Raw genomic sequence first — 26,448 nt, forward strand, 5'->3', positions numbered from 1 at the left:
GGGTGGCCTTTTTCCGAAGAATCCAACCCAACCCCAACGATTTTATCTTTATGCACCAGCGCCATTTCAAGCGTCGTGAAAGCACTTTCTTCATCTAAGTGACGCAAAAAGCACATGATGATCTGGCTACTGATCCCGAGCTGTTTTTCGCCGTCCTGCAGTGCACGATAAATACCGTTGATCACCGTATCAAAGGCGATGCCACGCTCGGTGTGGGTTTGCGGGTCAAAGAAAATTTCGGTGTGAATGACGTTATCTTGCTGGCAACGCAACAAATAAGCCCAAGTCAGGTCGTAAAAATCCTGTTCATGCAGCAACACATTGGCTCCTTGATAATAGATATCCAGGAAAGATTGCAAATTGTGGAATTGATACGCCTCTTTCACCGCTTGCGGTGAATCATAAGGCAATGCGACTTGATTACGCTGAGCCAGTTCAAACATCATTTCTGGCTCAAGTGTCCCTTCGATATGCAGATGCAGTTCGACTTTAGGAAGCTGTTGAATAAAAGAAGTGTGGTTCACGCTTGTCTCCTCTCCATGAATGATTTGGACAAGCGCTTTTCTCTACCGCAAACAATAACAAACATACAAAGAGAAAAGCGCTGTGCACTTAACTCTTCGTAATCTGGAATTTACGGCTCCAGGTAGAGACCCCCATACCGTATTAATGGGGTTATACGAAGCATCGGCAAAACCGATAGCGCACATTATAGGCATCTCGCGTTTAAAATCGCAACCCACCTGCTCAAATTGAGTATAGCGCTTAAGAATCAATGAGCTAGATTAAAGCTAATCAAACCGGCGGCTTTGGGCAGCGGCTCACTTTCCAAACTTTGTGTCGCCAAATCTATTTCGCCGAATAATTTTTTTGGTAGACGCCTGGCGGCATATTGGCAATTTGAAAATCAATCATCCGTTCAAAGGTGTGAATCAGCGGTGAGAAATCCTGCGCAGGTTCAAGTAGCCGAAGCAGATGATAGCCCGCCTCAACCGTTGATAAACTGTTGTCACTCGGCGCTTTACGAATTCGATAGTCGCCTTTGAGATCCTCTGGTAAATGCAAACTTGGCAAGTGATGAAGGTTGCTCGCCAACTGCCACATTTTGTAGGCTTTTTTCCATGTGCCATCTAACAGTAAAACGCGGATTTTGAACTGGTGAGTTTTAGCATTGTGGCCCGCGGTTTGGTTATCCTCGCCACTGGCGAGAAGCTCACTGACACTTTGCGAATGCGCGTTCGGGTACAACACATAGTGGCGAACATTGGGTTCACTCAGCAGTTGATTGAGTCCACTGTGATTGGAAAAATCTTCCCCCACCAAACAGCGACAGTTGCTCAGCGACAAGCTTAAAATACGCGCCGTCCCCATCGGGCGATGTTGCTCGCTGGTATGTTGAAGGATGACCAGCTCAACATTCGGTGTTAGGCTGGTTATCCACGCGCAGATACACGCTTTGCGTGACTTGCCACATTGAGAACAATACCGAGACATACTGTGAATCTTTACCTACTGTTAGTCGTTATCAGTGCCTTGTGCTTGGGCTTGCAATTTGAGCCTCTACACAGTTTAAGCCAGTGGCAGCGCGGCGATATTTTGGCTGGCCAGTGGTGGCGAATCCTAACAGGAAACTTCACGCACACCAACTTTGCGCATCTCGCCATGAACCTGCTTGGCCTTTGGGTCATTAGCTCAATTTTCAGACCAAAGACTCAGGCGCTACTGCGAGCGCTGCTTGTCGCAAGCCTAGCGGTTGGCATTGGCAACTTAGCCACTTCGATGAACATTTATGTCGGTCTTTCTGGCGCGCTGCACGGCCTATTTGGTTATTTTGCGCTGCTCGAAGCGTTATCAGGGCGACGAAGCAGTTGGCTGCTCGTGACCGGATTGATCGCCAAAATAGTGTGGGAACATCTATTTGGTGCATCAGAAACCACCAGCGCTATGATTCACGCCAGAGTGGCGATTGAATCCCACTTAGCCGGCGCGCTCAGTGGCTTAGCATTGGCGCTGCTAGAACGGTTGATGGCACATCAGCGCCAATCCAACACCAACAAAAACGCCTGAGCAAGCTCAGGCGTTTTACCATATTTGGGCATCAACCCAAGTTTCAAGGCACTTACATAATCGGGCGCTGACCGCGACTGATCAGTTTCATCAGCACACTGTCAGCGGCTTCACCCGCCACACCGGCCAATTTATGGGTAAGCTTTTTCTTCTCAACGTAGTGGATCGCCAACACAGTTTTGTCTTTGCATGCCTCAACCACAATATCGTCAGAGGTTTTAATTTCATCGACTAAACCCAGCGCTTTGGCTTGAGTACCAAACCAATGCTCACCGGTTGCGACATTGTCTAAATCCAGTTCAGGGCGATGCTCTCGAATAAAGTCTTTAAACAAGCCGTGGGTTTCTTCCAATTCGGTTTTGAACTTTTCACGTGCTTTATCGGTGTTTTCACCAAACATGGTCAGGGTGCGTTTAAACTCCCCTGCGGTAAGCTGTTCAAACTCGATATCGTGCTTTTTAAGCAGCTTGTGAAAGTTTGGCAACTGCGCAATCACGCCAATCGAGCCGACGATCGCAAACGGCGCCGAAACAATTTTATCGGCGATACACGCCATCATATAACCGCCGCTGGCTGCAACTTTATCAACCGCAATCGTCAGCGGCAGACCAGCTGCTTTCAGACGATCCAGTTGCGATGACGCCAAACCGTAACCGTGAACCATGCCACCGCCAGATTCCAAACGCAGCAGCACTTCATCACCATCACGGGCTACTGCCAAAATCGCAGTGACTTCTTCACGCAGTGAGGTCACCTCTTTAGCGTCGATGCTGCCTTTAAAATCCAAAACAAACAGATGCGGATCACGTGAAGCGTCTAAATCGCCCTCTTTGGCGGCTTTTTTGATCTGCTTATCACGCTGTTTATTATCGTTTTTCTCTTGTTTCTTTTCCGCTTTATGGCGCGCTTTCAAATACACATCATCGTGCAAATGATGCTCTAAATGCTCAACGGTGTGCTTGTGCTGCTCGGTCAAGTTAGTCACTTCTAACGAACCTTTCGCCGCGCCGCTGCGATTACCGACCGCTTTAACAATCACAAGAATCGCGACCAGCGCTACCACAACAGTCACAATCTTGGCCAGAAACAGGCCATAATCCAACAAAAATTCCAATCTGTTATCCCCTAATTTGCGATTTGGTGTATTGTAACCATCTTGTCACGAAGACTTAAAGTAGAACATAAACTCAAGCAGGCGCAAGAGGTGATATTCAGAACCTCATCACTATTCCCACTTTACGAATATAACCTTATTCCACAATGGGTTATTGAGAAAGCCTTGATTACCTCACTGACGAAACTTCAGCACACTTGAGCCCGACATTAAGGACGTACACATGGATTATTCCGTTTCCGCCGACACGTTAAACAACAAAGTGGTTTTAGTCACCGGCGCTGGTGATGGCATTGGTAAACAAGCTGCTTTTGACTACGCAAAGCACGGCGCGACCGTGATTTTACTTGGCCGTACGGTCAAAAAACTTGAACAAACCTACGATGACATCGTCGCTGCGGGGTTTCCACAGCCAGCCATCATTCCTTTGGATATGCTTGGCGCAACTAAGCAACACTATCTGGATATGGCAGAAACCATTGAAGGTCAGTTTGGACGTTTAGATGGCGTGCTGCATAACGCGGGGCTGCTTGGCGTATTAAGTCCACTCGACCAAATTGAAGAACAAGCTTTTGATGATGTCATGCAAGTTAACGTGAAAGCGCAATTTTTAATGACTCAAGCGCTGCTACCTCTTATCAAAAAGGCTCCCCAGGGTCGCGTGGTGTTTACCTCGTCAACGGTTGGCCATATAGGTCGTGCATTTTGGGGTAGCTACGCGATTTCAAAATTTGCCACTGAAGGCATGATGCAAGTGTTGGCGGATGAGCTGAGTGACACTGCCGTGCGCGTCAACGCCATCAATCCTGGTGGTACTCGCACTGGCATGCGCGCCAGCGCCTTTCCAGCAGAAGACCCGAACACACTAAAAACCCCCGCAGACATTATTCCACTGTATGTGTACCTCATGGCTCCGGAAAGCCAAACGGTTCACGGCCAGTGTATCGATGCCCAACCGAAAAAATAATTTTCTATTGTTAATTATATAAATCAACGCCTTGCCCGATAAGCAAGGCGTTTTTTTATCGCCACACACTCAGAGAACTTGCAGCCGCATTACGAATGATTATACTGTATATAAATACAGTATTTTGGTATTTATTATGTCTGAATTGGTTGAACACTTAAAGCAGAAGCAGTGGCTATGGCAAGGCTCAAACACCCGTTGTGAACATGAAATGGTGACCAGCGGTTTTGAGCACTTAGACGCCAAGCTTAACGGCGGATTTCCACGTCACGGCGTGGTTGAAATCCAGTCATCACCAGGTATTGGTGAGCTGCGCTTATTACTCCCACAACTGAGCGCAGCGAGTCGAGCGGCCTCAACCGAGGCTCACGCAGCTCGGCTGATGGTGTTCATTCAACCACCCGGAATGTTATCGATTCAACAACTCGCGGCCGCCGGAATCTCGGTCAATCAAATCATCGTCATTGAACCACAGAATGAGCAACATGCACTTTGGGCAGCGGAGCAATGCGCAAAAAGCGGCGCTTGCAGTCATGTCTTATTGTGGGCTCATGATCTGCAAGTCCATCAAGCTCGGCGTTTGCAAGTCGCGAGCGAAACTGGCCAGTGTTTACAATTCCTGTTTCGCCAACCGCAGGCCCACCAGCTTTCTCTGCCTGTCAGTTTAAGTTTGGCGCTACACCCTAGTGAACAAGGTTTGCAACTTGAGATCAACAAACGCAAAGGGGGCTGGCAACATGGGCGATTCAGCATTGATATGCAAAGAGAGTGGCCAGATCTGGCGCTGAAACCTCGCGATTCTGTCGTGGTGCCATTTCCTCGAGTTCAGCAGGGTTAACCATGACGCTGTGGCTCTATCTGCATTTTCCGGCTCTGCAGCTGGATAGCTTGTTTTGTGAGTATCACGATGCGCCGCTGGCGATTGTCGATCCACGCACCCACCGTTTAATTCAGCTCAATCCCATTGCTGAGCAGCAAGGTTTAGCAGTAGGTGCGGGGCTCGGTAGTGCGGCCGCCATGTGTCACGATCTACAGGTGCATCCCTACGATGCAAAAGTGGAACAACAAGCACTCCTCGATATTGCGCAGTGGTTGTATGCGGTCACATCCGATATCAGCGTCTTTGCACCGCAAGGAATCATGCTCAAAGTCAGCGATATGCTGACGCTGTATGGCGGGCTTGAATCTTATTGGCAGGCGTTAAGCACGCATTTAAAACAGCTCAAACTGCGCTACCTCTGTTCCACAGGTTTCTCACCTTACTGCGCCATGCTGTTGGCGAAATCGGGTCATGGCATTATCACCGAGAATAAACTCGAACTGGAGAAACACTTGCATCCCCGCTCACTGGCCGCAACCGAGCTCAGTGTTAAGCATATTGAAAAGCTGGAACGCGTTGGTATACAAACCTTAAACGACCTCCTTGCTTTGCCGCTACCCGATATCGCGCGCCGCTTTGATATCGATTTGGTCAACTATGTGGGTCGCTTAATGGGGCAATTTAAACACCCGCTTGAGACTTACCATCCTCCGGCGCAATTTCAGCACCACTTAGTGCTGCTGTTTGATATTGAAAATATTCAATGGCTGGAAAAGCCCTTGTATGGCCTACTCAAAAAGCTTGATGGTTTTTTACGTCTTCGCGACCAAGTGGCTTACGAATTAAAACTCACGCTACATCAAAGAGATAAAAGCATTAACTCGATTACTTTCACCTCCGCAAGTGGCGATTATCAAGCGGATAAATGGCAAAAACTCTGCCAGTTAACCCTCGAGTCGCTCAAGCTGGATGCGCCCGTACAAGAGCTGACCCTGAGTGTAGTGCGCAGCGCGCAAAAAGAAGCCGCCAACCCGGATATCTTTGATGGCATTAAAGGTCAACAAACGCCTCTTGAGTTAATCAGCCTACTACAAGCCAAGCTGGGCCAGCAGCGGGTTCGCAAAGTCGCCTACTCTCACGACCCTCGCCCCGAAAAGGCCAATCAACTGTGCGATCCAACGACAAAACTGCCCGAACTCGACACGCAGACACCGCTGCGCCCGACGTTTATCTATCCACATCCATTGCCATTTTCAGACATGCCTTTTAACCGCAAAATGCAGTTAGTGCATGGCCCAGAGCGACTGCTGACCGGATGGTGGGATGGCGAGCCCATCACTCGCGATTACTTCATCGCCCATAATGAAACGGGGCAATGGCTGTGGGTTTATCGAACGCCACAAAAACAGTGGTTTGTACACGGTCAATTCAGTTAAGTATTCAATCACCGTTATGCAGTACGCCGAACTTTTTTGCCAAACCAATTTCTCCTTTCTCAGTGGCGCCTCTCACGCTGAAGAGCTGATCCTGCAAGCCGATTTTTTGCGCTACCACTCTCTGGCAATTACCGATGAGTGCTCCGTCGCAGGCGTCGTTCGCGCTTATACTGCAATCAAAAACCACCAACTGACCACCAAACTGATTATTGGCAGTGTATTTACACTCAACAATCAGTGCCGCTTTGTGGTGCTGTGCCCAACGATTGATGCCTACCGTGAGCTATGCCGAATCATCACTAACGCCAGAAGGCGCAGCGAAAAGGGACACTACCAGTTAAGCGAATGGGATGTGATGTCGTTAAAACACGGCCTGGTCATCTGGTTACCCAGCCAGCTAGAAAGTGATCATAAATGGGGAAACTGGCTTAAGCAGCATCACTCTGAACGGCTATGGGTGGGTATTGAGCGCCATTTAACTGCCGGTGAGCACAGTCATATCGCGCACTGCAAAAACCTTGCTGCGCAGCTTGATTTACCCATAACCGCGTGCGGCGGCGTATTGATGCACACTGCAACACGTTTACCACTGCAACATGCGCTGACCGCCATTAAGCATGGTCAAGCTATCGAAACGCTAGGTCCACATCTTCTCACCAACAGTGAACGCAGCCTGCGCAGCCTAAACAAATTAGAGAAACTGTTTGACCCCGAGTGGCTAGCTGAAAGTGTACGCATCGCCAAGCGCTGCAGCTTTGAACTGAATGAGCTGAGCTACCAATACCCAAGCGAACTGCTGCCGCCCAACCACACACCGATGAGCTATTTGCGCCAGTTGGTGGAAAAAGGTAAGCAGCGACGCTTTGCTGATGGAGTTCCAGAAGATATCGAAGCGACCATCGCAAAAGAGCTGCAGCTGATTGACGAGCTTAACTACGCATTTTATTTTCTCACCATTCATGACATCGTCATGTTTGCTAAGCGTCAGCATATTCTTTATCAAGGCCGCGGCTCTGCGGCCAACTCAGTGGTGTGTTACTGCCTTGAAATCACTGCCGTTGACCCAAGGCAAATCTCGGTGCTGTTTGAACGCTTTATCAGTAAAGAGCGCGATGAGCCGCCCGATATCGACGTTGACTTTGAGCACGAACGCCGTGAAGAGGTGATTCAATACATCTACCAGAAATATGGCCGTGAACGCGCCGCTTTAGCCGCGACCGTGATCTCCTATCGCTTTAAAAGTGCAGTGCGCGATATTGGTAAAGCGCTTGGCATTGAGGAAACTCAGCTCGACTACTTCATCAAAAACGTCAATCGCCGCGATAAAGGCATCGGCTGGCAGGCGCAGATTGTCGAATTAGGGCTTGAACCGAATTCGCTCAAAGGGGAGCAATTTATCGCGCTGGTGAATGAACTTATTGGTTTTCCTCGCCATCTGTCTCAGCACGTCGGCGGTTTTGTGATTTCTTCCGGCCCTTTATATGAACTGGTGCCCGTTGAAAACGCCGCGATGGCAGAACGTACTGTGATTCAATGGGATAAAGACGACTTAGAAAGCTTAGGGCTGCTGAAAGTCGATGTTCTGGCACTTGGCATGCTCAGTGCCATTCGCAAATGTTTTCACGATATTGAACGTCTTGATAAACGGCGTCTGTCGATTGCTGACATCACCCGTCTACAAGACGATCCTGAGGTGTATAACATGATTCAACGCGCCGATACCGTTGGTGTATTTCAAATTGAGTCACGTGCACAAATGAGTATGTTACCTCGCCTCAAACCACGTAATTACTATGACTTGGTGATTCAAATTGCGATTGTTCGCCCCGGGCCAATTCAGGGTGACATGGTGCATCCGTTTTTGAAACGCCGCAGTGGTGAAGAGCCTGAAGATTACCCATCCGAAGACGTGAGAGAAGTGCTGTCTCGCACTATGGGCGTGCCTATTTTTCAAGAACAAGTCATCAAGTTGGCCATGGTCGCTGCTGGGTTTAGCGGCGGCGAAGCAGACCAACTGCGCCGCGCAATGGCATCGTGGAAGAAAACCGGCCAACTGGCTAAGTTTCGCGACAAGCTTATTACTGGCATGCGCGAACGAGGCTATGAACAGCAATTTGCCGAGCGGCTCTACGATCAAATTTGTGGCTTTGGTGAATATGGTTTTCCGGAAAGTCACTCCGCGTCATTTGCGGTGCTGGCGTATTGTTCAGCTTGGCTTAAATACTACTACCCGCCAGTGTTTTATACCGCCCTACTCAACAGCCTGCCGATGGGGTTTTATAGCGCGTCACAACTGATTCAAGATGCCAAACGTCATGGCATTCGCGTTTTGCCCGTGTGTGTCAATCACTCCCAATACGATCATCAAGTCATCCGAGAGCACGGACGCGATGCAATACGCCTTGGCCTGCGCTTGGTCAAAGGATTATCACCAACGTCCGCTCTTACACTCATTCAACAAAGACCAAATGGCGGTTTTCAACACCCAAACCAATTAAAGCACTTAGGCCTGCAGCGCCAAGAGCTAGAAAAACTGGCTTCTGCCAACGCCATGCATCAACTGACTCACGACCGCTTTCAAACTCGCTGGGCGATGATGGATTCACTCTCGGATTTACCGCTATTTAAACATCATAATGAGGAAGAAGCGCGCTTAAACCACAAGCCTTCAGCGGTGCAAACTCTGCTTGAAGATTACGCCGCCACAGGGCTATCACTGAATAATCATCCGGTGACACTATTGGAACAAGCAGGAAAGCTCGGCAAATTCACTCGTAAAGCCATGCTGGGTGATAAGCCTCATCGCTCACTGGTTACGGTGGTAGGCGTGGTCACTGGTCGTCAGTCACCAGGAAGTGCTGCCGGGGTTACATTTCTGACCTTAGAAGATGATACTGGCAACATTAATGTGGTGGTATGGAGCGCAACCGCCCGCGCGCAAAAACAGCCATTTCTCAGCGCCAAAGTCCTGATAGTCAAAGGCGTCTTGGAAGTAGAAGGAGAAGTCACTCATATCATTGCCGGGCAGTTGATTGACTTAACTCCAGAGCTGCAAGGGCTACAAACACACTCCCGCGATTTTCATTAACCCCCTACTTCTACGCAAACCACGAACGCAAAAAAGCCAGCACTGGCTGGCTTTTGAATACATCTTAAGGCGTAGAAGAAGGACTTAATCTTCGCCTAACACTTGGCGCAAGCGCTCTTGAGCGACCTCAACCAGTAAGTCAGGCTGGAACTTAGAAATAAAGCGGTCACAGCCGACTTTCTTAACCATGGCTTCGTTGAAACTGCCACTTAATGAGGTGTTTAGCGTAATGTGCAGATCTTTCATGCGCGGATCACTGCGAATTTCATGGGTCAGTTTATAACCGTCCATCTCTGGCATTTCCGCATCGGTAATCACCTGCAGCAGCTCTTTATTGACGTCTCGACCAGCATCGCACCAAGACTTAAGTAAAGTCAGCGCTTCTTTACCGTCGCGGCATTCAATAATTTCCAAACCAAGCTGTGACAGCGTACCACGCACTTGGCCGCGAGCGGTCGAAGAATCATCGACAATCAAGACTTTACGACCATGCATTTCACCGAGCAGCTGCTCATCCAACACTTCTTCGGAGATCGAAATATCGTAGTGCACGATCTCAGCCAGCACCTTTTCAACGTCAATGATTTCGACGATCGACTTTTTGTCCCCTTCTTTAACCTGGGTGATCGCAGTGAGGTAGTTTGAACGTCCGGCAGTTTTTGGTGGCGGTTGAATTTCTGTCCAAGCGGTATTGATAATATTGCGTACTTGACCGACTAAAAATCCCTGCACGGTACGGTTGTACTCAGTTATGATCAGGTTTTGCTCTTGGTTTTCTATGCGCGATGGTGGAAAGCCAATCGCAGCACGCAAATCAATCACAGGGACAGACTGTCCGCGCAACGACGCCACACCAGAAATATTGTGATGAGAGCCTGGCATTTTGGTCATCGGCGGTACTTTGATGACTTCTCTAACTTTAAAAACGTTGATCGCAAAAAGCTGCATGCTGTTTAAGCTAAATAACAGCAGCTCAAGCCGGTTTTCACCAACAAGATTGGTTCTTTGGTCGACGGTATTTAAGACTCCAGACATAAATCTTCTCAACTAGTCCTAGTGATAAAACAGCATCGTACTCACACTGATAAATGGGTAGCGTTACTGGCAGTGAAATGTGGATCTTAGCCAAGAGTGCCCAATCGCAGATAATCACACAAGCGAAAGGGGTATTTTTTAGACACAGAACTACACATTTCGTTTATTTTTATGATTATAACGTGAAATGCTCAAATAAGGAGGGAAAACAGAAAACGAGAGGTATTACCCCTCGACAACTTTCATCAATAACTGGCCATCATACAAGGCCTGTTTGATGAGCGCCGCACCAGTCATGGTCGCTTGCTTATAAAAACGTGATTCCACCAGCTCAAGATCTTGGTGATAAACGGGCAGACTTTGCGTTTCAATGCAGCGCTGAACCGCCGGATAGAGAATGTTCTTGGCTTGGTTAATCACCCCGCCGATAAGAATTTTTTCTGGGTTAAATAAATTAATCACAATGGCAATCGCCGAACCTAAGTAATGACCAAGCTTTTCAATGACATCAATCGCCAGCGCATCCCCATTGATCGCCGCCTCGCAGATATCTTCAACCGAAATTTCTTCAATCTCAGCCAGAACCGACGCTTCGCCGTTGGTGATACGATCGGTGACTTCATCCCGTATGGCTTGAGAACTCGCAACCGTTTCTAAGCAACCACGATTACCACAATGGCACTGCTTACCATTCGGGTCAATTTGGATATGTCCAAGCTCACCAATATTACCGTGACGCCCTTGCAACACTCGACCATCAAGAATAATACCTGCACCTAATCCATGGTGAATCGAAATCAGTACTGAGTTGTCGTTATCTTGTGAATGACCAAACAGTTTTTCCGCCAACGCCCATGCTCGCGTATCGTTGGCGATAAATACCGGAAGACCCGTCGCTTTAAAAATTTCTTCACCAAGCGGTAAATTATGCACGTTATAGTGCGGCATTTGCAGCACCACACCCTGCTCTGAATTGACTAAACCCGGTAAAGTCACCGCAATACTGGTAACGCGATCGAGTTGATCGGCATAGGTTTGAAAGAACTCGTCGATTTCGTGCAGCAGCCTTGCTAGCACATCATCCTGATCGATTTCGTGAATATCGATTTTGGTGTCGATCAATACATCACCACCAAGCTCATGCAAAGCGATAGTTAAATACCCACGCCCAAGACGCATGGATAAGAACTGCCAACCTTCATTATTGACTTGCAGACCAACCGCAGGGCGACCACGAGTTAGTGCTTCCTGCACCGTTGTTTCATGGATCAGATGTGCTTCAATCAGCTCACGCGTAATTTTGGTGATACTGGCGGGCGCAAGTTCGCTCTGTTTAGACAGGTCGATACGAGAGATAGGGCCTTTTTGGTCAATCAGCTTATATACACGGCCAGCATTGACCTGCTTGATATGGTCGATATGACCAGGTTGAGCCATGTACATAGAACACTCCAAAAAACGACAACTCCGCAATTTTTTTACTTTGCGAACTAATTGTGAAGTGATTTGATAAATTGCCGTGACAAGCATCACGCAGAAAGATTCAGGATTGAGCGTTGGGTCAAATGACAGCGAAAAACAAAGACATAGTGATAATGAAATTGTATTCCATTTTTATTGATACAGAATTGAATTTTATGCTCGGTGCATCAGCAAAACCTTTGAGGCTGCGTATACTTAACAAACACCAATAATAAGGATCCCGCTCTATGATTTCTGCTTTAAGAAAAACCAAGATTGTCACGACTCTCGGTCCATCAACCGATGGCGAAGGCATTCTCGAATCCATAATAGCCGCTGGTGCCAACGTGGTGCGAATGAACTTCTCTCACGGTAGCGCCGATGACCACCGTGCACGCGTGATTCAAGTACGCAATATCGCTGCAAGACTCGGTATTCATGTCGCCATTTTAGGCGACCTGCAAGGTCCCAAAATTCGTATCTCAACCTTTCAAGACGGTAAAATAACCTTAAACGTTGGCGACACCTTTACTCTAGACAGTGAACTGGAAGCCGGTTTAGGCAACCAAGATGCAGTCGGTCTTGACTACAAAAATTTGCCGCAAGATGTTGGGGCTGGCGATATTCTGCTACTTGATGACGGGCGTATTCAACTGCAAGTCAGCCAAGTCGATGGTAATAAAGTTCATACTCAAGTCTTGGTCGGTGGCAAGCTGTCCAACAATAAAGGCATCAATAAAAAAGGCGGTGGCCTTTCTGCTGATGCCCTTACCGAAAAAGATAAGCGCGACATTTTGCTGGCTGCCGAGCTCAAGGTCGACTTCCTAGCCGTATCCTTCCCTCGTAATGGCGCAGACATGAATTATGCACGCCGACTCGCGCGTGATGCAGGGCTCGAAACCAAATTAGTCGCCAAAGTCGAGCGTGCAGAGACCGTTGCAAGTAGCGAAAACATCGACGATATCATTCGTGCTTCCGATGCCATTATGGTCGCTCGCGGTGATTTAGGCGTTGAGATTGGCGATGCTGAGCTTATCGGGGTACAGAAAAAGCTGATTCGCCGCGCCAAAGATCTCAACCGAATCGTGATTGTGGCAACGCAAATGATGGAATCCATGATGGAAAACCCAATGCCGACACGAGCCGAAGTGATGGATGTAGCCAATGCGGTGCTTGATGGCACCGATGCGGTCATGCTTTCAGGTGAAACCGCTGCGGGCAAATATCCGGTTGAAACTGTGCGCTACATGGCGGATGTGTGTATTGGCGCCGAAAAGACCATGGAGTACGACCAGCAGACTTACCGCATCAACACCACCTTTGAAACCTCGGAAGAGGCAACCTCTATGGCCGCGATTTATGCGGCAAACCATATGGAAGGGATTAAAGCGATCATTAACTTAACCGAATCAGGTCGCACAGCGGTTATGACTTCGCGCCTCAACTCTTTCTTGCCCATCTTTGCGCTATCAAAAAATGATACTGCACTCAATCGCTGCGCCCTATTTCGCGGCGTGACACCGATTTATTTTGATGGCAAAGACGAAACTGGGATTGAAGTGGCGAATGCTGCGATTAAAACCTTGCAGAGCCTGAAGTTGCTGGAGTACGGCGATATGGTGATCATCACTCAAGGCGACATTATGGATGTAGAAGGCTCAACCAACTGCATTCGCATTTTACCTGTGATGTAAACCTAAACCGAATCATCGATGCTTGAATCTAAAAAGGGCTGCCGCGCAGCCCTTTTTATCATTCACAGATATCATCGAGACTTGAGTGATGAATAAGTATCAACAAACCGATACCCCGCCGCTAAGCCAAGCTCATAGTCGTGGAACAAATCTTCTTTTTTACTCAGTAGCGACGTCGATTTAAGCGGCTGTTCTGGGCGAATCTGGACCACAAAACAATCATCAGGTGGCTCACTCAAAAACTCTTCTGTTAGCGAATATGTTTGATAATGCACCATCAGCATATCGGCCAAACCGGCGTCAAATTTGTCGCCCAATAAGTGGCTAACGCGATAAATATCATCGGCGCCAAACAGCCAGCGCCCACCATTGATTGGCTCGACCAAGCCTTGATTCTTTTTCTGCTCGCGCGAACGATCGAGTTGTTGGATCAGAAAACCATTCCAGCCAGATTTCCATTTGGTGAACTTTTGCTGCCACTGCTCTTGAATGGAGCTAAATGACTCTCGGAACCACTCAAGCTCGCGAAAGCGCTCAACTTCCGCTGTTTCCAATGACGCCAACTGCTTCTCTTGATCGAGCGTTTCGCTTTCGGTGCGAATCACCACGATACAACGCGCGCCTTGGCGCCAAGCTTCTTGAACCGGAATCGATGCCGACACCCCACCATCGACATATAAGCGGCCACCGACCTCAACAGGCTCATGATAAAGACGCGGAATCGCGCAAGATGCAATCAGCACTTTCATCCAATCATCACCAAGCATTGGCAAATATTGATCAAGCATGGTCGCATTATCCGTCACCGCCGCCATCGCTTTACGCTTACCAAGAGCCCTGCGCCCCATATCAATATCAAGTTTATACGGGTATTCACAGATCTGGTTTAACGCCCAATCTAAATCAAGGTATTGCTTACGACGAATATAACTAAAAAGGTGAAAGAATTGTGGATCAGTGGTGAGTTCGGTAATAAAAGCCCGCCCTAGCCCACTTTGACGGCATAGGTAAGCGCATAAATTTAAGGCTCCGGCGGATGTGCCGTAGAACTCATGGAAAGGATCAAAATTAGAAAGTAGAAAGGCATCAAGCACACCGGAAGTAAAAATACCTCTCTGTCCCCCGCCTTGGGCAACAAGAGCGTGCTTACCTCCGATGTATTTTTGAAACTTATCTAAGTCGAGCGAAGTGGCAGCGTGAGTAATAACACCGCTATTGTTCATTGCGCAGCGACCAGATTAAGAGCCAATCGCAATGAAACCATAGCCAAAAAATACTACATAACAAGCGACAACAATCATTAGTGCGTGTTTTAAATTGCGTTCCATAAATACCTCTCATTGAGTACAACCAACAATAACCATGCTTAATGTAAACCTATTTCTCGTTAGTTGCCATAGTGTTATAGGTGCATACATATATAGCACTACAAAGAATGAGTTTTCAAGGATGGCTTGGAAACTCTATGAGCTCACCTTTACAAATCACAGAGATGGACTGACGAATAGAACATCATGCTCATTAAATAACCACTTCTAGCACATCAAAACCTAGTAACTGCACATTAATCAGTCATAGACACTTAGTTTTAACCATAAATATTCTTCTATACATATAGTTTTAAGTAATCATATAAACCGGAATATAAAAAAATAACAGGAATTAACACCAAAAATAAAACAAACATCAAATGATATAACCAAAAACATCATGCTAGGCATATTTTACAATCTATTGCTTTACAAGTGATTAATCGGTAGTCTCCTCTTACGCGCAGCTGAAAATTTCAGTTTTCGCAAACACACATCGTATAATTAAGAATAAAATTCTGAGTTTTCCTTAATCAATCAAAATAATAAACCAAATATAGCTCTTAACTTAGAGAATGTGACATTTAGCCACACTTTACAGTTACTTAGGTATAACAGCCTATTTGAGCTTTAGTCACGATGATTAAAGAAAAGCTTCATACCTCAGGGAGTTGTAAGGAGTTAACAATGAAGCGAGAACAATGGGGATCCCGAGCTGGATTTATTCTAGCCGCAGTAGGATCTGCAATCGGTTTAGGAAACATTTGGCGTTTCCCATACATGGCATACGAGAATGGCGGCGGAGCATTTTTTATTCCTTACCTTTTTGCCATGATCACGGCCGGTATACCTTTCATGATTCTAGAGTTCAGCATGGGCCAGAAATATCGTGGTTCCGCGCCGAAAACACTCAGCAGAATCCATCAAAAATTTGAGTGGCTAGGCTGGTTCCAAGTGGGCGTTGCCGCCGTTATCGCCGTTTACTACGTAGCGGTTATCGGCTGGGCTATCTCTTATTTTTCAATGTCGTTCAGCCAAAGCTGGGGCACAGATACCAACGCTTTCTTCTTTGGTGAATACCTACAACTTGGTGGTGACAACTCGCCAACCAGTCTAGGTAGCATTCAATGGAAAATTGCTGGTGCTATGTTGATTGCGTGGGCAATCACTTATGCAGCCATCGTTGGTGGTGTAAAAGCCGGTATTGAGCGCGCATCAAAAATCATGATGCCAGTCCTATTTGTGATGGTCATTTTGCTGATCGCACGTATGGTGTTCCTACCTGGTGCACTGGACGGTGTGAACTACATGTTTGAACCTGACTTTAGCAAAATTTGGGATGTCAAAGTTTGGGCGGCAGCTTACGGACAGATCTTCTTCACCCTAAGTATCGGTTTTGCCATCATGTTGGCTTACTCGAGCTACTTACCAGAAAAATCAGACATCACTAACAACGCGTTTATGACCGTATTGTTGAACTGTGGTTTCTCGATTTTATCTGGCATCATGATTTTCTCTGTGTTGGGTTACATGGCACAAGAGCAAGGCAAAGAGCTGACTGACGTAGTTTCAGCAGGTGTTGGTTTGGCGTTTGTTACGCTACCTGCCGCTATCAATCTACTGCCTGCACCTTATATTCTTGGCCCACTGTTCTTCTTTGCTCTCGTGGTTGCAGGTCTAAGCTCCCACATCTCCATTATGGAAGCGGTAACCTCAGCGGTTATCGACAAAATGAAATGGAGCCGTAAGAAAGCAGCAAACATTGTGATTGGTGTTGGTTTTGTTGTGTCTATGGCATTTGCAACCAACGGCGGCCTACTGCTACTTGACCTCGTCGACCACTTTGCCAACAACATTGGTATCGTCGCTGGCGGCTTTGTTGAAATTCTACTGATGGCTTGGATGCTGAAGAAAGTGCCTGAAGTTCGTGAATACGTAAACGCAATTTCAGATTTTCGTATCAGCCGTTGGTTCGACGTTTGTTTGTTAGTTATCACGCCAGTGATTCTAGCTATCATTCTATCAACCAAAATTCACACCCTACTTACCGAAGGTTACGGTGGCTACAATCTCACTCTAGGTTGGGTCATGATCGCTGTACTATTCATCTTTGGTGTGATTATCAACGTCACTAGCCGTAAGGAGTACTAAGTTATGACAACCAGTGCGATTATTATGATGATTATCGGCCTAGGCATTACCTGGGGCGGCGCTGCCATCTGCATCAAGCGTGCAATGAGTAAATAACGCATCCACAATACCAAAAAGCCGACACTCAAGTGTCGGCTTTTTCATGCTTTCAATACCCGTTAGAAACGGTATTTAATACCTGCTGCGGCACCGATTTGTAATTCAACATCATCGCTGAGTTGAAGCTCTGGCTGAATCTGTCCATACGCTTCCCAGTTGTTTGGCAAGCTCCAATTGATACCTAACGGTAAACGAGCACCAAAGTCATCGTCCCATTCCGCCCAGGCGCCGCCACCGACATACCAAGTCAGCGGATATTGAGTATTTAAGTCGCCTTGAGCAAATAGATAGTCAAACGCTGCGCCATCATTACCAACAATAAAACGCATTGTGTTGTTGAGTTCTACCACTGCACTCAACTGTTGATCGACAGCCAAACCGACTGCAAGAGAAGAATCTTGCGCCGCGTTTGCACCGCTCGCAAATGCGCTAAGAGATACCAAGACGATTCCAGCAGTTTTTAAGCTTTTCATGGTTCCTTACCTTTATTTTGTTGCTTAACGTTTGTGTGAGGTCACTTTAATGGTCATTACGCCCTGTTATGTCAACCAAATGTAAGTTACATACAAAATAACGATAGCAACCAATAAACAAAAAGCCGACACCCTATGGATGTCGGCTTTTTTAATCATTTTGTATCTCAGTCAGTTAGCTATCAAGCTAGCGTCACTGTCGTCGCCATTTTCTTATCATGGTATGGAGAACGAGAGAAAGTGTAATACTGAGCTGCGCTATAAGCGGCATATAAACCTATGGTGCACAACGTTAGACAAATTTTGTAAAACTCACGCATCAAATAATGGTTTAAACTCAATTCGCTATCACTTTCAACCGAGCGAACCTTCATACCTAAAAAATATCGAGCCAACGAGTTACCTACAAAGCGGTAACAGACCCAGTGATAACCTACGTAGATACCAATAAAAAGCAGCAAAATAAAAACGTACAGCGCGAGAAGCAGTGGCAGCGCAAGTGTGTCGTTGAAAGCCACCGACTTCTCAACGCCACCGCTTTTGAAAGCGATGCTCAGGAAAGCCATCACACCGCTCACTAGCACTTGGGTAAACATTTTGGCGATAGATAAATCTATGACAAATGCCCCAGTACGTTTAAATTTTTCCTTAATACTCATTACTTACCAAGTTTGGCGTTGATCTGAGCTTTGTAACCTGCCGCTTCAGCACCGTAGATTGCTTGGATACCAGTGTCACCCACTTTCACCAAACCACGAGCGCCCAGCTCTTGAGTCCAGTAGTCGTTACCTTTAACGATACTAGAATCTTTAACAGTGATACGTAGACGAGTGATACATGCATCTACGTCAACGATGTTTGCTTCGCCGCCTAGAGCTTCAATCATCGCTACCGCTTTAGCGTCGTCACCGCCGCCTGCTTTTGAAGCGTGGTAATCTTTCTTAGAAACAACCGCTACTGCGCTGCCTTTACGACCTGGAGTTTTAACATCGAATTTAAGGATGTACCAACGGAATAGGAAGAAGTAAACAAACGCGTAAACCACACCAACTACAGGAATGAAGTACCAGTGGTTATTAACACCAGTTAGACCAGGAAGCATACCGAACAAGCTGAAGTCGATGAAACCACCACTAAAGGTCATACCTACTTTCACGTTTAGGATATCCATTAGCAAGAATGAGATACCTGCTAGTGGCACGTGAAGTGCGTAGTAAAGTGCAGGAGACAAGAACAAGAAAGTAAATTCGATTGGTTCTGTAATACCTGTTAGGAATGCAGTCAATGCAACAGAGAACAATAGACCACCCGCAGCACGTTTATTTTCAGCATCCGCTAGCGTGTACATCGCGTATGCCGCTGCTGGAAGACCGAACATCATGAATGGGAATTTACCAGTCATAAAGTTAGTAGACGTGAAGTGAGAGAAGTCACCTGATGCTAGAGAAGCAAAGAAGATGTTTTGCGTACCCTTGATTAGCTCGCCTGCGATTTGTGCAGTACCACCGATCTCTGTTTGCCATAGTGGCAAGTAGAATACGTGGTGCAGACCAACAGGAATAAGTGAACGTTCAATGATACCAAAGATGAACGATGCAAAGTAACCGTTACCAGAAGCTGTCATTTCACCTAGAGCATTACCGATGAAGCCGAACGCAGCACCGAAGTATGGCCAGATAAAGGTTAGGATGATGCCGTAGAACAATGCAGCGAACGCACTGATAATAGGTACGAAACGCGCACCGCCGAAGAAACCTAGATAGTCTGGTAGACGTACGTCATGGTATTTGTTGTGCAGAGCAACAGTGATAGCACCTGCAATCAAACCACCAAACACACCCATACTTAGCGTATTTGAAATACCTAGGATATCAGCAAGAACCCCTGCGTAGTGCTCGCCCATCAGGACAACAGTGTTGGTTTCAGCATCAAGCATGCCGCCAACCACCAATGTTTTAGCAATCGCAACGTTCATTACAAGATAAGAAATTAGAGCAGCAAGCGCAGCCGCACCTTTTTCCGCGCGTGCAAAACCAACCGCGATCGCAAGAGCGAACATAACCGGAAGGTTAGCGAAAACGATACCACCAGCGGCGGTCATAATTTGTAGGAAGCTGTTTAGAGCAGTGCCATCTTGTAAGATGCCAATGTTATAGGCTTCGATCATGGTTGGGTTAGTAAAACTACCCCCAATCCCCAACATGATACCGGCAGCGGGCAAAAGCGCGATCGGTAGCATGATAGCTTGTGAAAGTTTACTAAAGAAACCTTTCATAGATTTATGCTCCTGATAAAGTTATTAGAATTGTATGGGCACTAACGGCACACCCCCATGGCCTTTAGGTTAGCACCTATAGAAAATGTAACTACTTGTAAGAGTATATTTTCCGGCTCTAAATATATCTTGATGCTCGACAAACTTTCTAGCGACTTAGAAAAATAAGTTCCAAACTAATATACAGATCACAATCCCTTCTCATTAATGAAAAGGATTTCAACACTACAACAGGCTGTTTTTTAAAGACTTTTAATCGAGCTTGATTAATTTCGGTGGGTAAACAAAATAGAGTCGAATGTTATTTTTTTAACATAATTATCATTTGTGCTAATTTTAGTCACGGATACAAAAAGCTGATAAGACCTAGCTCAAACTATGTGCTCAACCTCATTGAAATAAAAAAAAGAAGGCATGTTGCCTTCTTTTTGCGAGAAATTTAATTTTCACCGTAAAAAAAGTTTTTGGAAGTTTTGTGTTGTCTTTTCAGCAACTTCTTTCATACCTAGCCCTTTAAGCTGTGCAATATAGGCAGCAACTTCGACAACATAAGCGGGTTGGTTCTGTTTACCTCGATGTGGCACTGGAGCTAAATACGGTGAATCCGTTTCAATCAAAAGCCGCTCAAGAGGAAGCGCTTTGACCACCTCTTTAAGTTCTGTGGCTTGTTTAAAAGTTACGATACCCGAAATCGAAATGTAAAAACCCAGTTCCATCGCAGCTTCAGCAAAGGCCAGATCTTCGGTGAAACAGTGAATAACACCGCCACACTTTTGCGCCTGCCCCTCGCGTAAAATAGCCAAGGTATCCTGCCGAGCGTTACGAGTATGGATAATCAGTGGCTTGTTGAGTTCGACACCGAGCGCGACTTGCTGTTCAAAGCGCAATTTTTGCAGCTCTGCAGTTTCTGGCTCATAGTGATAATCAAGCCCTGTTTCACCAATCGCAACCACTTTGGAATGCTTAGCGTATTGATGCAAGGTATCCAGCGCAAAATCACTTTTGACGTCCAACGGATGGACACCACATGAAGCGTAGACATTGTCGTACGGCTCAATCATCTCCAACATAGCAGGAAAACTATCCAGAGTTACGCCTACAGAGAGTAATTCGGTGACATTTGCCGCTTTGGCTTTCGCGATAACGTCATCAATTCCTGTGTGTAGCTCTTGATAATCAAGCTTATCAAGGTGGCAATGTGAGTCTACATACATGTTTCACCTACAAAATGAGTTAACCAGTTAATAATCAGCAGCTCTTTATTAAGACCAGTATGCTGCTTTAAGTCACCAATCAAATACTGTAACTTTTGAGTTTGAGTATAGAGTAAGTCGTAGCCGCTTCGCTCTGCCAGTGCGTGAGCGCCCGGTGTGTGATGCGGCTGTTCAAGCCCGAAATGCACTTTTTGCGCGTCATTGAGCAGATACCAAAGCCAGATCAAACGTTGGTTATCGTCGCTCACAAGTTGCTTAGCAAGCTCAATAAGCTGACCTGAATCGCCACCACACAAAGCGATTAACTGCTGCTCTATTCCCTGATAAAGCTTATCATCGCCCTGCTCAACAAACTGCTGAGTCTTTAACGGTGACAAACCATTAATATGGGGTGCGAAATCCGGAATGGGCTTTGGGCATACCTTGCTAAGCCAAGCCGTTAACTGCTCTGCTTGAGGCGGCGTAACACGCCACTGCTGACAACGACTGACAATAGTTGGTAGCAATTGTTGGGCTTGATTCGCCACTAAAATAAAGATACAGCGTTCACTCGGCGTTTCGAGCGTTTTCAGCAGCGCGTTAGACGCCGATTCATTCATAGCATTCGCGGGCGAAATAACCATGACACGCATGCCTGACAGCTGGGATGACTCTTGTGCCAAACGATTACACTCACGAATTTGATCAACGGTAATCGTCTTGCCCGCTTTTTCCGGCGCAATAACATGAAAATCCGGGTGAGTCTGCGAGCGCATCAATTGGCAGCTATGGCAAAAACCACAAGGTTCGCTGTCAAAGTTAGTGCACATCAGCGCTTGAGTCACACGCTCGACAATTTGCTCTGCCCCCATACCATCCTCGGCCAATAATAGGCTCGCGTTTGAAAACCGCTTGGTTTCCAAATTGGATTGCCATTGCTGCCATAACGGCTTCAGCCAAGGATAGAGTTCTGTCGACATTAAGCGTGCTCCAGCCATTGATTCAACGCAGCTTGAATATCCGCTGAGACTTGCTCGATGGTTTGAGCTGCGTTAATGGTTATCACGCTTGAATCTTGCGCGGCTAATTCTAGATATCGTTCGCGAGTGCGCTCAAAGAAGCTGATGTCCATCTTTTCGATGCGATCCAGCTCTCCACGCCCGCGAGCGCGTTCAAGGCCAATACGTGGGTCAATATCCAGATAGAGGGTTAAATCCGGTTTGAAGCCGCCAAGAATGGTGGATTTTAGTGCCGCCATAGTCTCGGTGGAAATTTGTCGCCCTCCCCCCTGATACGCTTGTGATGACATATCGTGGCGATCGCCTACCACCCAAGCTCCAGCGTTTAGTGCTGGTTTAATAACCGTCTCAACTAACTGCACACGCGCGGCATACATAAGTAATAGCTCACTCATGTCCTGAAGTTCTTCACCTGCGTGTTCTTCTTTCACTAAAGCGCGCATTTTCTCGGCCAATACAGTGCCGCCCGGCTCGCGAGTATGAGTGATGTTATCAATGCCATGCTCTCGAAGTGTGGCCAATACCGCAGCGATGGCGGTACTCTTCCCCGCCCCTTCTAATCCTTCGATAACGATAAATTTTGCTGGTTTCATCTTTGACTTCTTAATACTTTCAAATAGGCTCGCACGGCGCGGTTATGTTCTGCCAGAGTTTTGGAAAAAACATGGCCGCCATTGCCGCTCGCCACAAAATACAGATAATGACTTTGCTCTGGGTTTAAAGCCGCTTGAATTGAAGCGCTACCCGGCATCGCGATCGGCGTCGGTGGCAAGCCGTTTATCACGTATGTGTTATACGGTGTTGGCTTGCGTAAATCTTGCTTACGAATGTTACCGTCGTAGGCATCTCCCATCCCGTAGATCACCGTTGGGTCAGTTTGCAAACGCATATGACGTTTAAGGCGATTGGTAAACACTGAAGCCACTCGGCTGCGCTCTGATTCTACCGCGGTCTCCTTCTCGATGATAGACGCGAGGATCAGTGCCTCATATGGGGTTTTCAGTGGTAAATCGGGCTTTTTGGTTTCCCACGCTTTATCAAGTACGCTGGTCAATTTAGCGTGAGCGCGTTTGAGAATATCAAGATCCGACGTACCCAAGGTGTAGTGGTAAGTTTCGGCTAAGAACAATCCTTCAAGTACTGATTTGTCGATATTGAGCGCCTCGGCAATCTGCTGTTCGCTCATGTCGTCAGTAACATGCTTAAGGTGTTCAGCGCTCTTTAGCGCCATGCGCCACTCTTTAAACTGGCTTCCCTCAACAAAGGTGATAGCAAATTGATGCTCTTTGCCTGAGATAAAGATGGTAAGCGCGTTTTGCAGATCCATCTCAGGCGTCAGCTGATAGGTACCGGCTTTAATCTGAGTCAGGTTTGAATATTGAAAACGCAGCAGCTTGGCATACATCTGGCGAGCAATGAGGTTTTCGCTTTCGAGTTGCGCCAGCACACGATTTAAACTGGTGCCTTGTTTAACGGTAAAAAGTTGGGGATGTTCGAGCTTTAACGGCTGAGCAATATAATTGGCGACTTGGTGAGTCACGTAAACATAGGCACCGATACATAAGACAATAGCAATCAATCCGAGTGCGATAAGTTTTTTTAGCACGACTTAAAATGCTCCTGAAGACGTCTGGTTTGTGTTCCGATCGAATAATGTAAGTCAGTAATAGCCACCACGGGCGCGACACCTAAAATCGCGTTGGTCATCAATACCTCGTCACTTTGCCTCAGATGCGCCAATGAAAAATGCCCAATGTCGACTTTAATGCCTTGGCTATCGAGTACTTCAAGCACGCTGCGGCGCATAGTGCCAGCGACCCCCGCTTGTTCAAGACTCGGGGTAAACCACTGCAATCCTTGGCGCCAAAACAAGTTCGCCATCGTAGTTTCAATAACGTTGCCTGTGATATCTAAAGCAACACCATCGATATACCCTTGCTGATCCATCTCTGCTTTGAGCAGAACTTGTTCTAAGCGGTTATTATGCTTTAGGCCAGCAAGCAGTGGATTGAGGCCTAGCTTTTGCTGACAAACACCAAGCGTAACGCCACTTTCAGCTAATACTTTGTAATGATTCGGATACGCAAAAGCGCTGATTGTAACATTAGCGGAGTGGGCTTGAGTAGGGCTGTATCCCCTTCCTCCTCGACCACGACTGATATGAATTTTGATCCCTGCGACAGAATCACTAAAAGCCGCCTGTTGTAGCCAAGCTTTCACCTGATACCAATCAGGGTTTGGAATCGCTAAGCGTTTGAGGCACTCCGTCATGCGTTCAACATGATAAGGCCAGCATATTGGCTCGCCATGTTTGGTCAAAATGGTGGTGAAACACCCATCCCCATATTGAAATGAACGATCATCTAGCTCGACCGTCTCGCATTTCTGTCCGTTTACCCAATACACTTAGCACTCCTTAGATACAAAAACGGCTCAATGCTGAGAGCACTAAGCCGTTTTAACACGAAATGATCGCGACCCAGTTAAATCTTTTTAAAGATTAACGAACCGTTAGTACCACCAAAGCCAAATGAGTTACATAGAGCGTACTCCATGCCTTCTACTTTACGTGCTGTGTTTGGTACCAGATCAATATCGAGATCGTCTTCTGGGTTATCCAGGTTAATGGTTGGTGGAACCATTTGGTCAACCAAAGACATAATGGTGATGATCGATTCAACCGAACCTGCAGCACCAAGAAGGTGACCGGTCATTGATTTGGTTGAAGAAACCAATACTTGCTTCGCGCCAGCTTCGCCAAGAGCACGTTTAATACCCTTAACTTCTGCAACATCACCAGCAGGCGTAGACGTGCCGTGTGCGTTGACATAACCGATTTGCTCGCCCGTTAGGCCAGCATCGCGTAGTGCTGCTTCCATTGCAAGCGCACCACCTGAACCATCTTCGCTTGGTGACGTCATGTGGTAAGCATCACCAGACATACCGAAACCAACCAGTTCAGCGTAGATTTTCGCACCGCGTGCTTTAGCATGTTCGTACTCTTCAAGCACGATAACGCCAGCACCATCACCGAGAACAAAACCGTCACGGTCTTTATCCCACGGGCGAGACGCTTTTTGCGGCTCATCGTTACGAGTCGAAAGTGCTTTTGCCGCGCCAAAACCAGCCATGCCAAGTGGCGTAGATGCTTTCTCAGCACCACCAGCAACCATAGCATCACAATCGCCATAGGCAATCATGCGTGCCGCATGACCAATGTTATGAAGGCCCGTCGTACACGCAGTTGAAATCGCGATGTTTGGACCGCGTAGACCACGCATAATGGAAAGGTTACCAGCAACCATGTTTACGATGGTTGATGGAACAAAAAATGGGCTAACTTTACGTGGGCCTTTTTCGACGAGCGCTTTGTGACCGTTTTCGATCAAATCTAGACCGCCGATACCAGAGCCAATAGCGACACCAACACGCGCGGCGTTCGCTTCGTTAACTTCGAGGCCAGAGTCATCTAGCGCTTGAATACCCGCTGCGATGCCGTATTGGATAAACAAATCCATTTTACGTGCATCTTTTTTAGACATGTACTCTTCGCAGTTAAAGTCTTTCACTAGACCTGCGAAACGAGTTGAGAAATTGGTAGTGTCAAAATGCTCGATATTCACGATACCACTTTGACCGGCTAGCAGGGCTTTCCAAGAGGATTCTACAGTGTTGCCTACCGGTGACAACATACCCATGCCAGTGACAACAACACGACGCTTGGACACGATTCTATTCTCCGGAATTGAAGTTGTTCTATGAGAGGTATAGAAGATAAAACACAGGCGGCCAGAAGGCCGCCTGGGAGAGATATTACTGAGCGCTGTTTACGTAATCAATTGCAGCTTGAACAGTAGTGATTTTCTCAGCTTCTTCGTCTGGAATCTCAGTGTCGAATTCTTCTTCTAGAGCCATTACTAGTTCAACAGTGTCTAGAGAATCAGCACCTAGATCATCAACAAATGAAGCTTCGTTTTTAACTTCTGCTTCGTCTACACCTAGCTGTTCAACAATGATTTTCTTTACGCGTTCTTCGATGTTGCTCATTTTTCTTTTCCTTTACAGATTTCGCTCTATGCGATGTTTCCGTAGTTTATTCGAACTATTGAAAGTTGCAAGGGGGTCCTTGCTGGTCAAACCACAAATTCGCGATTTTTACCGAAATTCAATACATTTTTGACTTAAATCATGCACAAATGTTGCGCAAAACATTGGCCATCTCCACATACTATAGGCGAAAATACCC

The 26,448-nt window shown here is 46.8% G+C and carries 25 protein-coding genes and 1 riboswitch; of the genes, 8 read left to right on the forward strand and 17 right to left on the reverse strand.

Annotation, left to right across the window (positions count from 1 at the left end; all coding sequences use genetic code 11):
- Together BLS03_RS23230 and BLS03_RS23235 are read right to left on the reverse strand one after the other, a co-directional pair.
- Positions 1-524: adenosine deaminase family protein (locus tag BLS03_RS23230; RefSeq protein ID WP_143015679.1), on the reverse strand; the 524-nt coding region annotated here is incomplete at its 3' end.
- A gap of 79 nt (positions 525-603) precedes the next feature.
- Positions 604-703, reverse strand: a riboswitch (purine riboswitch).
- Positions 704-849: 146 nt separating this feature from the next.
- Positions 850-1,494, reverse strand: a complete 645-nt coding sequence (locus tag BLS03_RS23235) for a tRNA-uridine aminocarboxypropyltransferase (RefSeq protein WP_093279261.1) — start codon at positions 1,492-1,494, stop codon at positions 850-852.
- 3 nt (positions 1,495-1,497) lie between these two features.
- On the opposite strand from BLS03_RS23235, the gene rrtA reads away from it, so the two are divergent.
- Positions 1,498-2,067: a rhombosortase gene (gene rrtA, locus BLS03_RS23240; RefSeq protein ID WP_093279262.1), complete on the forward strand. Its 570-nt coding sequence runs from the start codon at positions 1,498-1,500 to the stop codon at positions 2,065-2,067.
- A 52-nt stretch (positions 2,068-2,119) separates the two neighbouring features.
- On the opposite strand, the gene sohB is transcribed toward rrtA, so the two are convergent.
- Positions 2,120-3,181, reverse strand: a complete 1,062-nt coding sequence (gene sohB / locus BLS03_RS23245; protein WP_093279263.1) for a protease SohB — start codon at positions 3,179-3,181, stop codon at positions 2,120-2,122.
- Between the two features lie 223 nt (positions 3,182-3,404).
- Between sohB and BLS03_RS23250 the strand changes: the two genes are divergently transcribed.
- The 4 genes from BLS03_RS23250 to BLS03_RS23265 all read left to right on the forward strand — a co-directional run bounded on the left by BLS03_RS23250 (position 3,405) and on the right by BLS03_RS23265 (position 9,492).
- On the forward strand, positions 3,405-4,148 hold the full coding sequence (locus tag BLS03_RS23250; protein ID WP_093279264.1) for a YciK family oxidoreductase: 744 nt from the start codon (positions 3,405-3,407) through the stop codon (positions 4,146-4,148).
- Between the two features lie 136 nt (positions 4,149-4,284).
- Entirely contained in the window at positions 4,285-4,986 is a 702-nt protein-coding gene (gene imuA, locus BLS03_RS23255) for a translesion DNA synthesis-associated protein ImuA (RefSeq protein WP_093279265.1), read from the forward strand.
- A gap of 2 nt (positions 4,987-4,988) precedes the next feature.
- The gene (locus BLS03_RS23260; RefSeq protein WP_093279266.1) at positions 4,989-6,404 is read left to right on the forward strand and encodes a Y-family DNA polymerase; all 1,416 of its coding nucleotides are present in this window, start codon (positions 4,989-4,991) and stop codon (positions 6,402-6,404) included.
- 16 nt (positions 6,405-6,420) lie between these two features.
- On the forward strand, positions 6,421-9,492 hold the full coding sequence (locus BLS03_RS23265; protein WP_093279290.1) for an error-prone DNA polymerase: 3,072 nt from the start codon (positions 6,421-6,423) through the stop codon (positions 9,490-9,492).
- Between the two features lie 84 nt (positions 9,493-9,576).
- Here BLS03_RS23265 and BLS03_RS23270 read toward each other — a convergent pair whose 3' ends face one another.
- Both BLS03_RS23270 and mlc read right to left on the reverse strand, forming a co-directional pair.
- The gene (locus BLS03_RS23270) at positions 9,577-10,527 is read right to left on the reverse strand and encodes a chemotaxis protein CheV (RefSeq protein ID WP_093279267.1); all 951 of its coding nucleotides are present in this window, start codon (positions 10,525-10,527) and stop codon (positions 9,577-9,579) included.
- A gap of 225 nt (positions 10,528-10,752) precedes the next feature.
- A complete protein-coding gene (mlc, locus tag BLS03_RS23275; RefSeq protein WP_093279268.1) occupies positions 10,753-11,970 on the reverse strand; it encodes a sugar metabolism global transcriptional regulator Mlc in 1,218 nt (405 codons plus the stop codon).
- 266 nt (positions 11,971-12,236) lie between these two features.
- On the opposite strand from mlc, the gene pyk reads away from it, so the two are divergent.
- Positions 12,237-13,682, forward strand: a complete 1,446-nt coding sequence (gene pyk, locus BLS03_RS23280) for a pyruvate kinase (protein WP_093279269.1) — start codon at positions 12,237-12,239, stop codon at positions 13,680-13,682.
- Between the two features lie 71 nt (positions 13,683-13,753).
- Here pyk and BLS03_RS23285 read toward each other — a convergent pair whose 3' ends face one another.
- The gene (locus tag BLS03_RS23285; protein ID WP_093279270.1) at positions 13,754-14,905 is read right to left on the reverse strand and encodes a patatin-like phospholipase family protein; all 1,152 of its coding nucleotides are present in this window, start codon (positions 14,903-14,905) and stop codon (positions 13,754-13,756) included.
- 15 nt (positions 14,906-14,920) lie between these two features.
- Positions 14,921-15,010, reverse strand: coding sequence for a cytochrome bd-I oxidase subunit CydH (gene cydH / locus BLS03_RS26255; RefSeq protein WP_143015680.1), 90 nt, complete (start codon positions 15,008-15,010; stop codon positions 14,921-14,923).
- A 669-nt stretch (positions 15,011-15,679) separates the two neighbouring features.
- Between cydH and BLS03_RS23290 the strand changes: the two genes are divergently transcribed.
- On the forward strand, positions 15,680-17,143 hold the full coding sequence (locus BLS03_RS23290) for a sodium-dependent transporter (RefSeq protein ID WP_093279271.1): 1,464 nt from the start codon (positions 15,680-15,682) through the stop codon (positions 17,141-17,143).
- A 3-nt stretch (positions 17,144-17,146) separates the two neighbouring features.
- Entirely contained in the window at positions 17,147-17,239 is a 93-nt protein-coding gene (locus tag BLS03_RS23295; RefSeq protein ID WP_093279272.1) for a MetS family NSS transporter small subunit, read from the forward strand.
- A gap of 62 nt (positions 17,240-17,301) precedes the next feature.
- Here the strand turns inward: BLS03_RS23295 and BLS03_RS23300 are convergent, their stop codons facing one another.
- The 10 genes from BLS03_RS23300 to acpP all read right to left on the reverse strand — a co-directional run bounded on the left by BLS03_RS23300 (position 17,302) and on the right by acpP (position 26,249).
- Positions 17,302-17,715, reverse strand: coding sequence for a hypothetical protein (locus BLS03_RS23300; RefSeq protein WP_093279273.1), 414 nt, complete (start codon positions 17,713-17,715; stop codon positions 17,302-17,304).
- Between the two features lie 182 nt (positions 17,716-17,897).
- Positions 17,898-18,374 carry an RDD family protein gene (locus BLS03_RS23305; protein ID WP_093279274.1) on the reverse strand — a complete coding sequence of 159 codons (477 nt, stop codon included), beginning with the start codon at positions 18,372-18,374 and terminating at the stop codon, positions 17,898-17,900.
- Entirely contained in the window at positions 18,374-19,990 is a 1,617-nt protein-coding gene (locus tag BLS03_RS23310) for a PTS transporter subunit EIIC (RefSeq protein WP_093279275.1), read from the reverse strand. The genes BLS03_RS23305 and BLS03_RS23310 overlap by 1 nt, the downstream gene beginning before the upstream one ends.
- Before the next feature lie 446 nt (positions 19,991-20,436).
- The gene (locus tag BLS03_RS23315) at positions 20,437-21,204 is read right to left on the reverse strand and encodes a TatD family hydrolase (protein ID WP_093279276.1); all 768 of its coding nucleotides are present in this window, start codon (positions 21,202-21,204) and stop codon (positions 20,437-20,439) included.
- On the reverse strand, positions 21,195-22,163 hold the full coding sequence (gene holB / locus BLS03_RS23320; RefSeq protein ID WP_093279277.1) for a DNA polymerase III subunit delta': 969 nt from the start codon (positions 22,161-22,163) through the stop codon (positions 21,195-21,197). The genes BLS03_RS23315 and holB overlap by 10 nt, the downstream gene beginning before the upstream one ends.
- Entirely contained in the window at positions 22,163-22,795 is a 633-nt protein-coding gene (gene tmk, locus BLS03_RS23325) for a dTMP kinase (protein ID WP_093279278.1), read from the reverse strand. Before tmk ends, holB begins: the two co-directional genes overlap by 1 nt.
- Complete coding sequence (mltG, locus tag BLS03_RS23330; RefSeq protein ID WP_093279279.1) at positions 22,792-23,808, reverse strand: endolytic transglycosylase MltG; 1,017 nt, start codon at positions 23,806-23,808, stop codon at positions 22,792-22,794. Before mltG ends, tmk begins: the two co-directional genes overlap by 4 nt.
- Entirely contained in the window at positions 23,802-24,608 is an 807-nt protein-coding gene (gene pabC / locus BLS03_RS23335) for an aminodeoxychorismate lyase (protein WP_093279280.1), read from the reverse strand. Before pabC ends, mltG begins: the two co-directional genes overlap by 7 nt.
- Before the next feature lie 77 nt (positions 24,609-24,685).
- Positions 24,686-25,930 (reverse strand): beta-ketoacyl-ACP synthase II, encoded by a 1,245-nt coding sequence (gene fabF, locus BLS03_RS23340; RefSeq protein WP_093279281.1) that lies wholly within the window; start codon positions 25,928-25,930, stop codon positions 24,686-24,688.
- An 85-nt stretch (positions 25,931-26,015) separates the two neighbouring features.
- The gene (gene acpP, locus BLS03_RS23345) at positions 26,016-26,249 is read right to left on the reverse strand and encodes an acyl carrier protein (RefSeq protein ID WP_004406112.1); all 234 of its coding nucleotides are present in this window, start codon (positions 26,247-26,249) and stop codon (positions 26,016-26,018) included.
- Positions 26,250-26,448: the final 199 nt, after the last annotated feature.

The sequence above is a fragment of the Vibrio xiamenensis genome (genome assembly GCF_900100015.1).
Lineage (GTDB): Bacteria > Pseudomonadota > Gammaproteobacteria > Enterobacterales > Vibrionaceae > Vibrio > Vibrio xiamenensis.

Excerpts from the sequence above, each read along its gene's own strand:
- BLS03_RS23235 (WP_093279261.1), bottom strand. The coding sequence starts at position 1,494 with ATGTCTCGGTATTGTTCTCAATGTGGCAAGTCACGCAAAGCGTGTATC.
- BLS03_RS23250 (WP_093279264.1), top strand. The coding sequence starts at position 3,405 with ATGGATTATTCCGTTTCCGCCGACACGTTAAACAACAAAGTGGTTTTA.
- imuA (WP_093279265.1), top strand. The coding sequence starts at position 4,285 with ATGTCTGAATTGGTTGAACACTTAAAGCAGAAGCAGTGGCTATGGCAA.
- BLS03_RS23260 (WP_093279266.1), top strand. The coding sequence starts at position 4,989 with ATGACGCTGTGGCTCTATCTGCATTTTCCGGCTCTGCAGCTGGATAGC.
- BLS03_RS23265 (WP_093279290.1), top strand. The coding sequence starts at position 6,421 with ATGCAGTACGCCGAACTTTTTTGCCAAACCAATTTCTCCTTTCTCAGT.
- BLS03_RS23270 (WP_093279267.1), bottom strand. The coding sequence starts at position 10,527 with ATGTCTGGAGTCTTAAATACCGTCGACCAAAGAACCAATCTTGTTGGT.
- mlc (WP_093279268.1), bottom strand. The coding sequence starts at position 11,970 with ATGTACATGGCTCAACCTGGTCATATCGACCATATCAAGCAGGTCAAT.
- pyk (WP_093279269.1), top strand. The coding sequence starts at position 12,237 with ATGATTTCTGCTTTAAGAAAAACCAAGATTGTCACGACTCTCGGTCCA.
- BLS03_RS23285 (WP_093279270.1), bottom strand. The coding sequence starts at position 14,905 with ATGAACAATAGCGGTGTTATTACTCACGCTGCCACTTCGCTCGACTTA.
- cydH (WP_143015680.1), bottom strand. The coding sequence starts at position 15,010 with ATGGAACGCAATTTAAAACACGCACTAATGATTGTTGTCGCTTGTTAT.
- BLS03_RS23290 (WP_093279271.1), top strand. The coding sequence starts at position 15,680 with ATGAAGCGAGAACAATGGGGATCCCGAGCTGGATTTATTCTAGCCGCA.
- BLS03_RS23295 (WP_093279272.1), top strand. The coding sequence starts at position 17,147 with ATGACAACCAGTGCGATTATTATGATGATTATCGGCCTAGGCATTACC.
- BLS03_RS23300 (WP_093279273.1), bottom strand. The coding sequence starts at position 17,715 with ATGAAAAGCTTAAAAACTGCTGGAATCGTCTTGGTATCTCTTAGCGCA.
- BLS03_RS23305 (WP_093279274.1), bottom strand. The coding sequence starts at position 18,374 with ATGAGTATTAAGGAAAAATTTAAACGTACTGGGGCATTTGTCATAGAT.
- BLS03_RS23310 (WP_093279275.1), bottom strand. The coding sequence starts at position 19,990 with ATGAAAGGTTTCTTTAGTAAACTTTCACAAGCTATCATGCTACCGATC.
- BLS03_RS23315 (WP_093279276.1), bottom strand. The coding sequence starts at position 21,204 with ATGTATGTAGACTCACATTGCCACCTTGATAAGCTTGATTATCAAGAG.
- holB (WP_093279277.1), bottom strand. The coding sequence starts at position 22,163 with ATGTCGACAGAACTCTATCCTTGGCTGAAGCCGTTATGGCAGCAATGG.
- tmk (WP_093279278.1), bottom strand. The coding sequence starts at position 22,795 with ATGAAACCAGCAAAATTTATCGTTATCGAAGGATTAGAAGGGGCGGGG.
- acpP (WP_004406112.1), bottom strand. The coding sequence starts at position 26,249 with ATGAGCAACATCGAAGAACGCGTAAAGAAAATCATTGTTGAACAGCTA.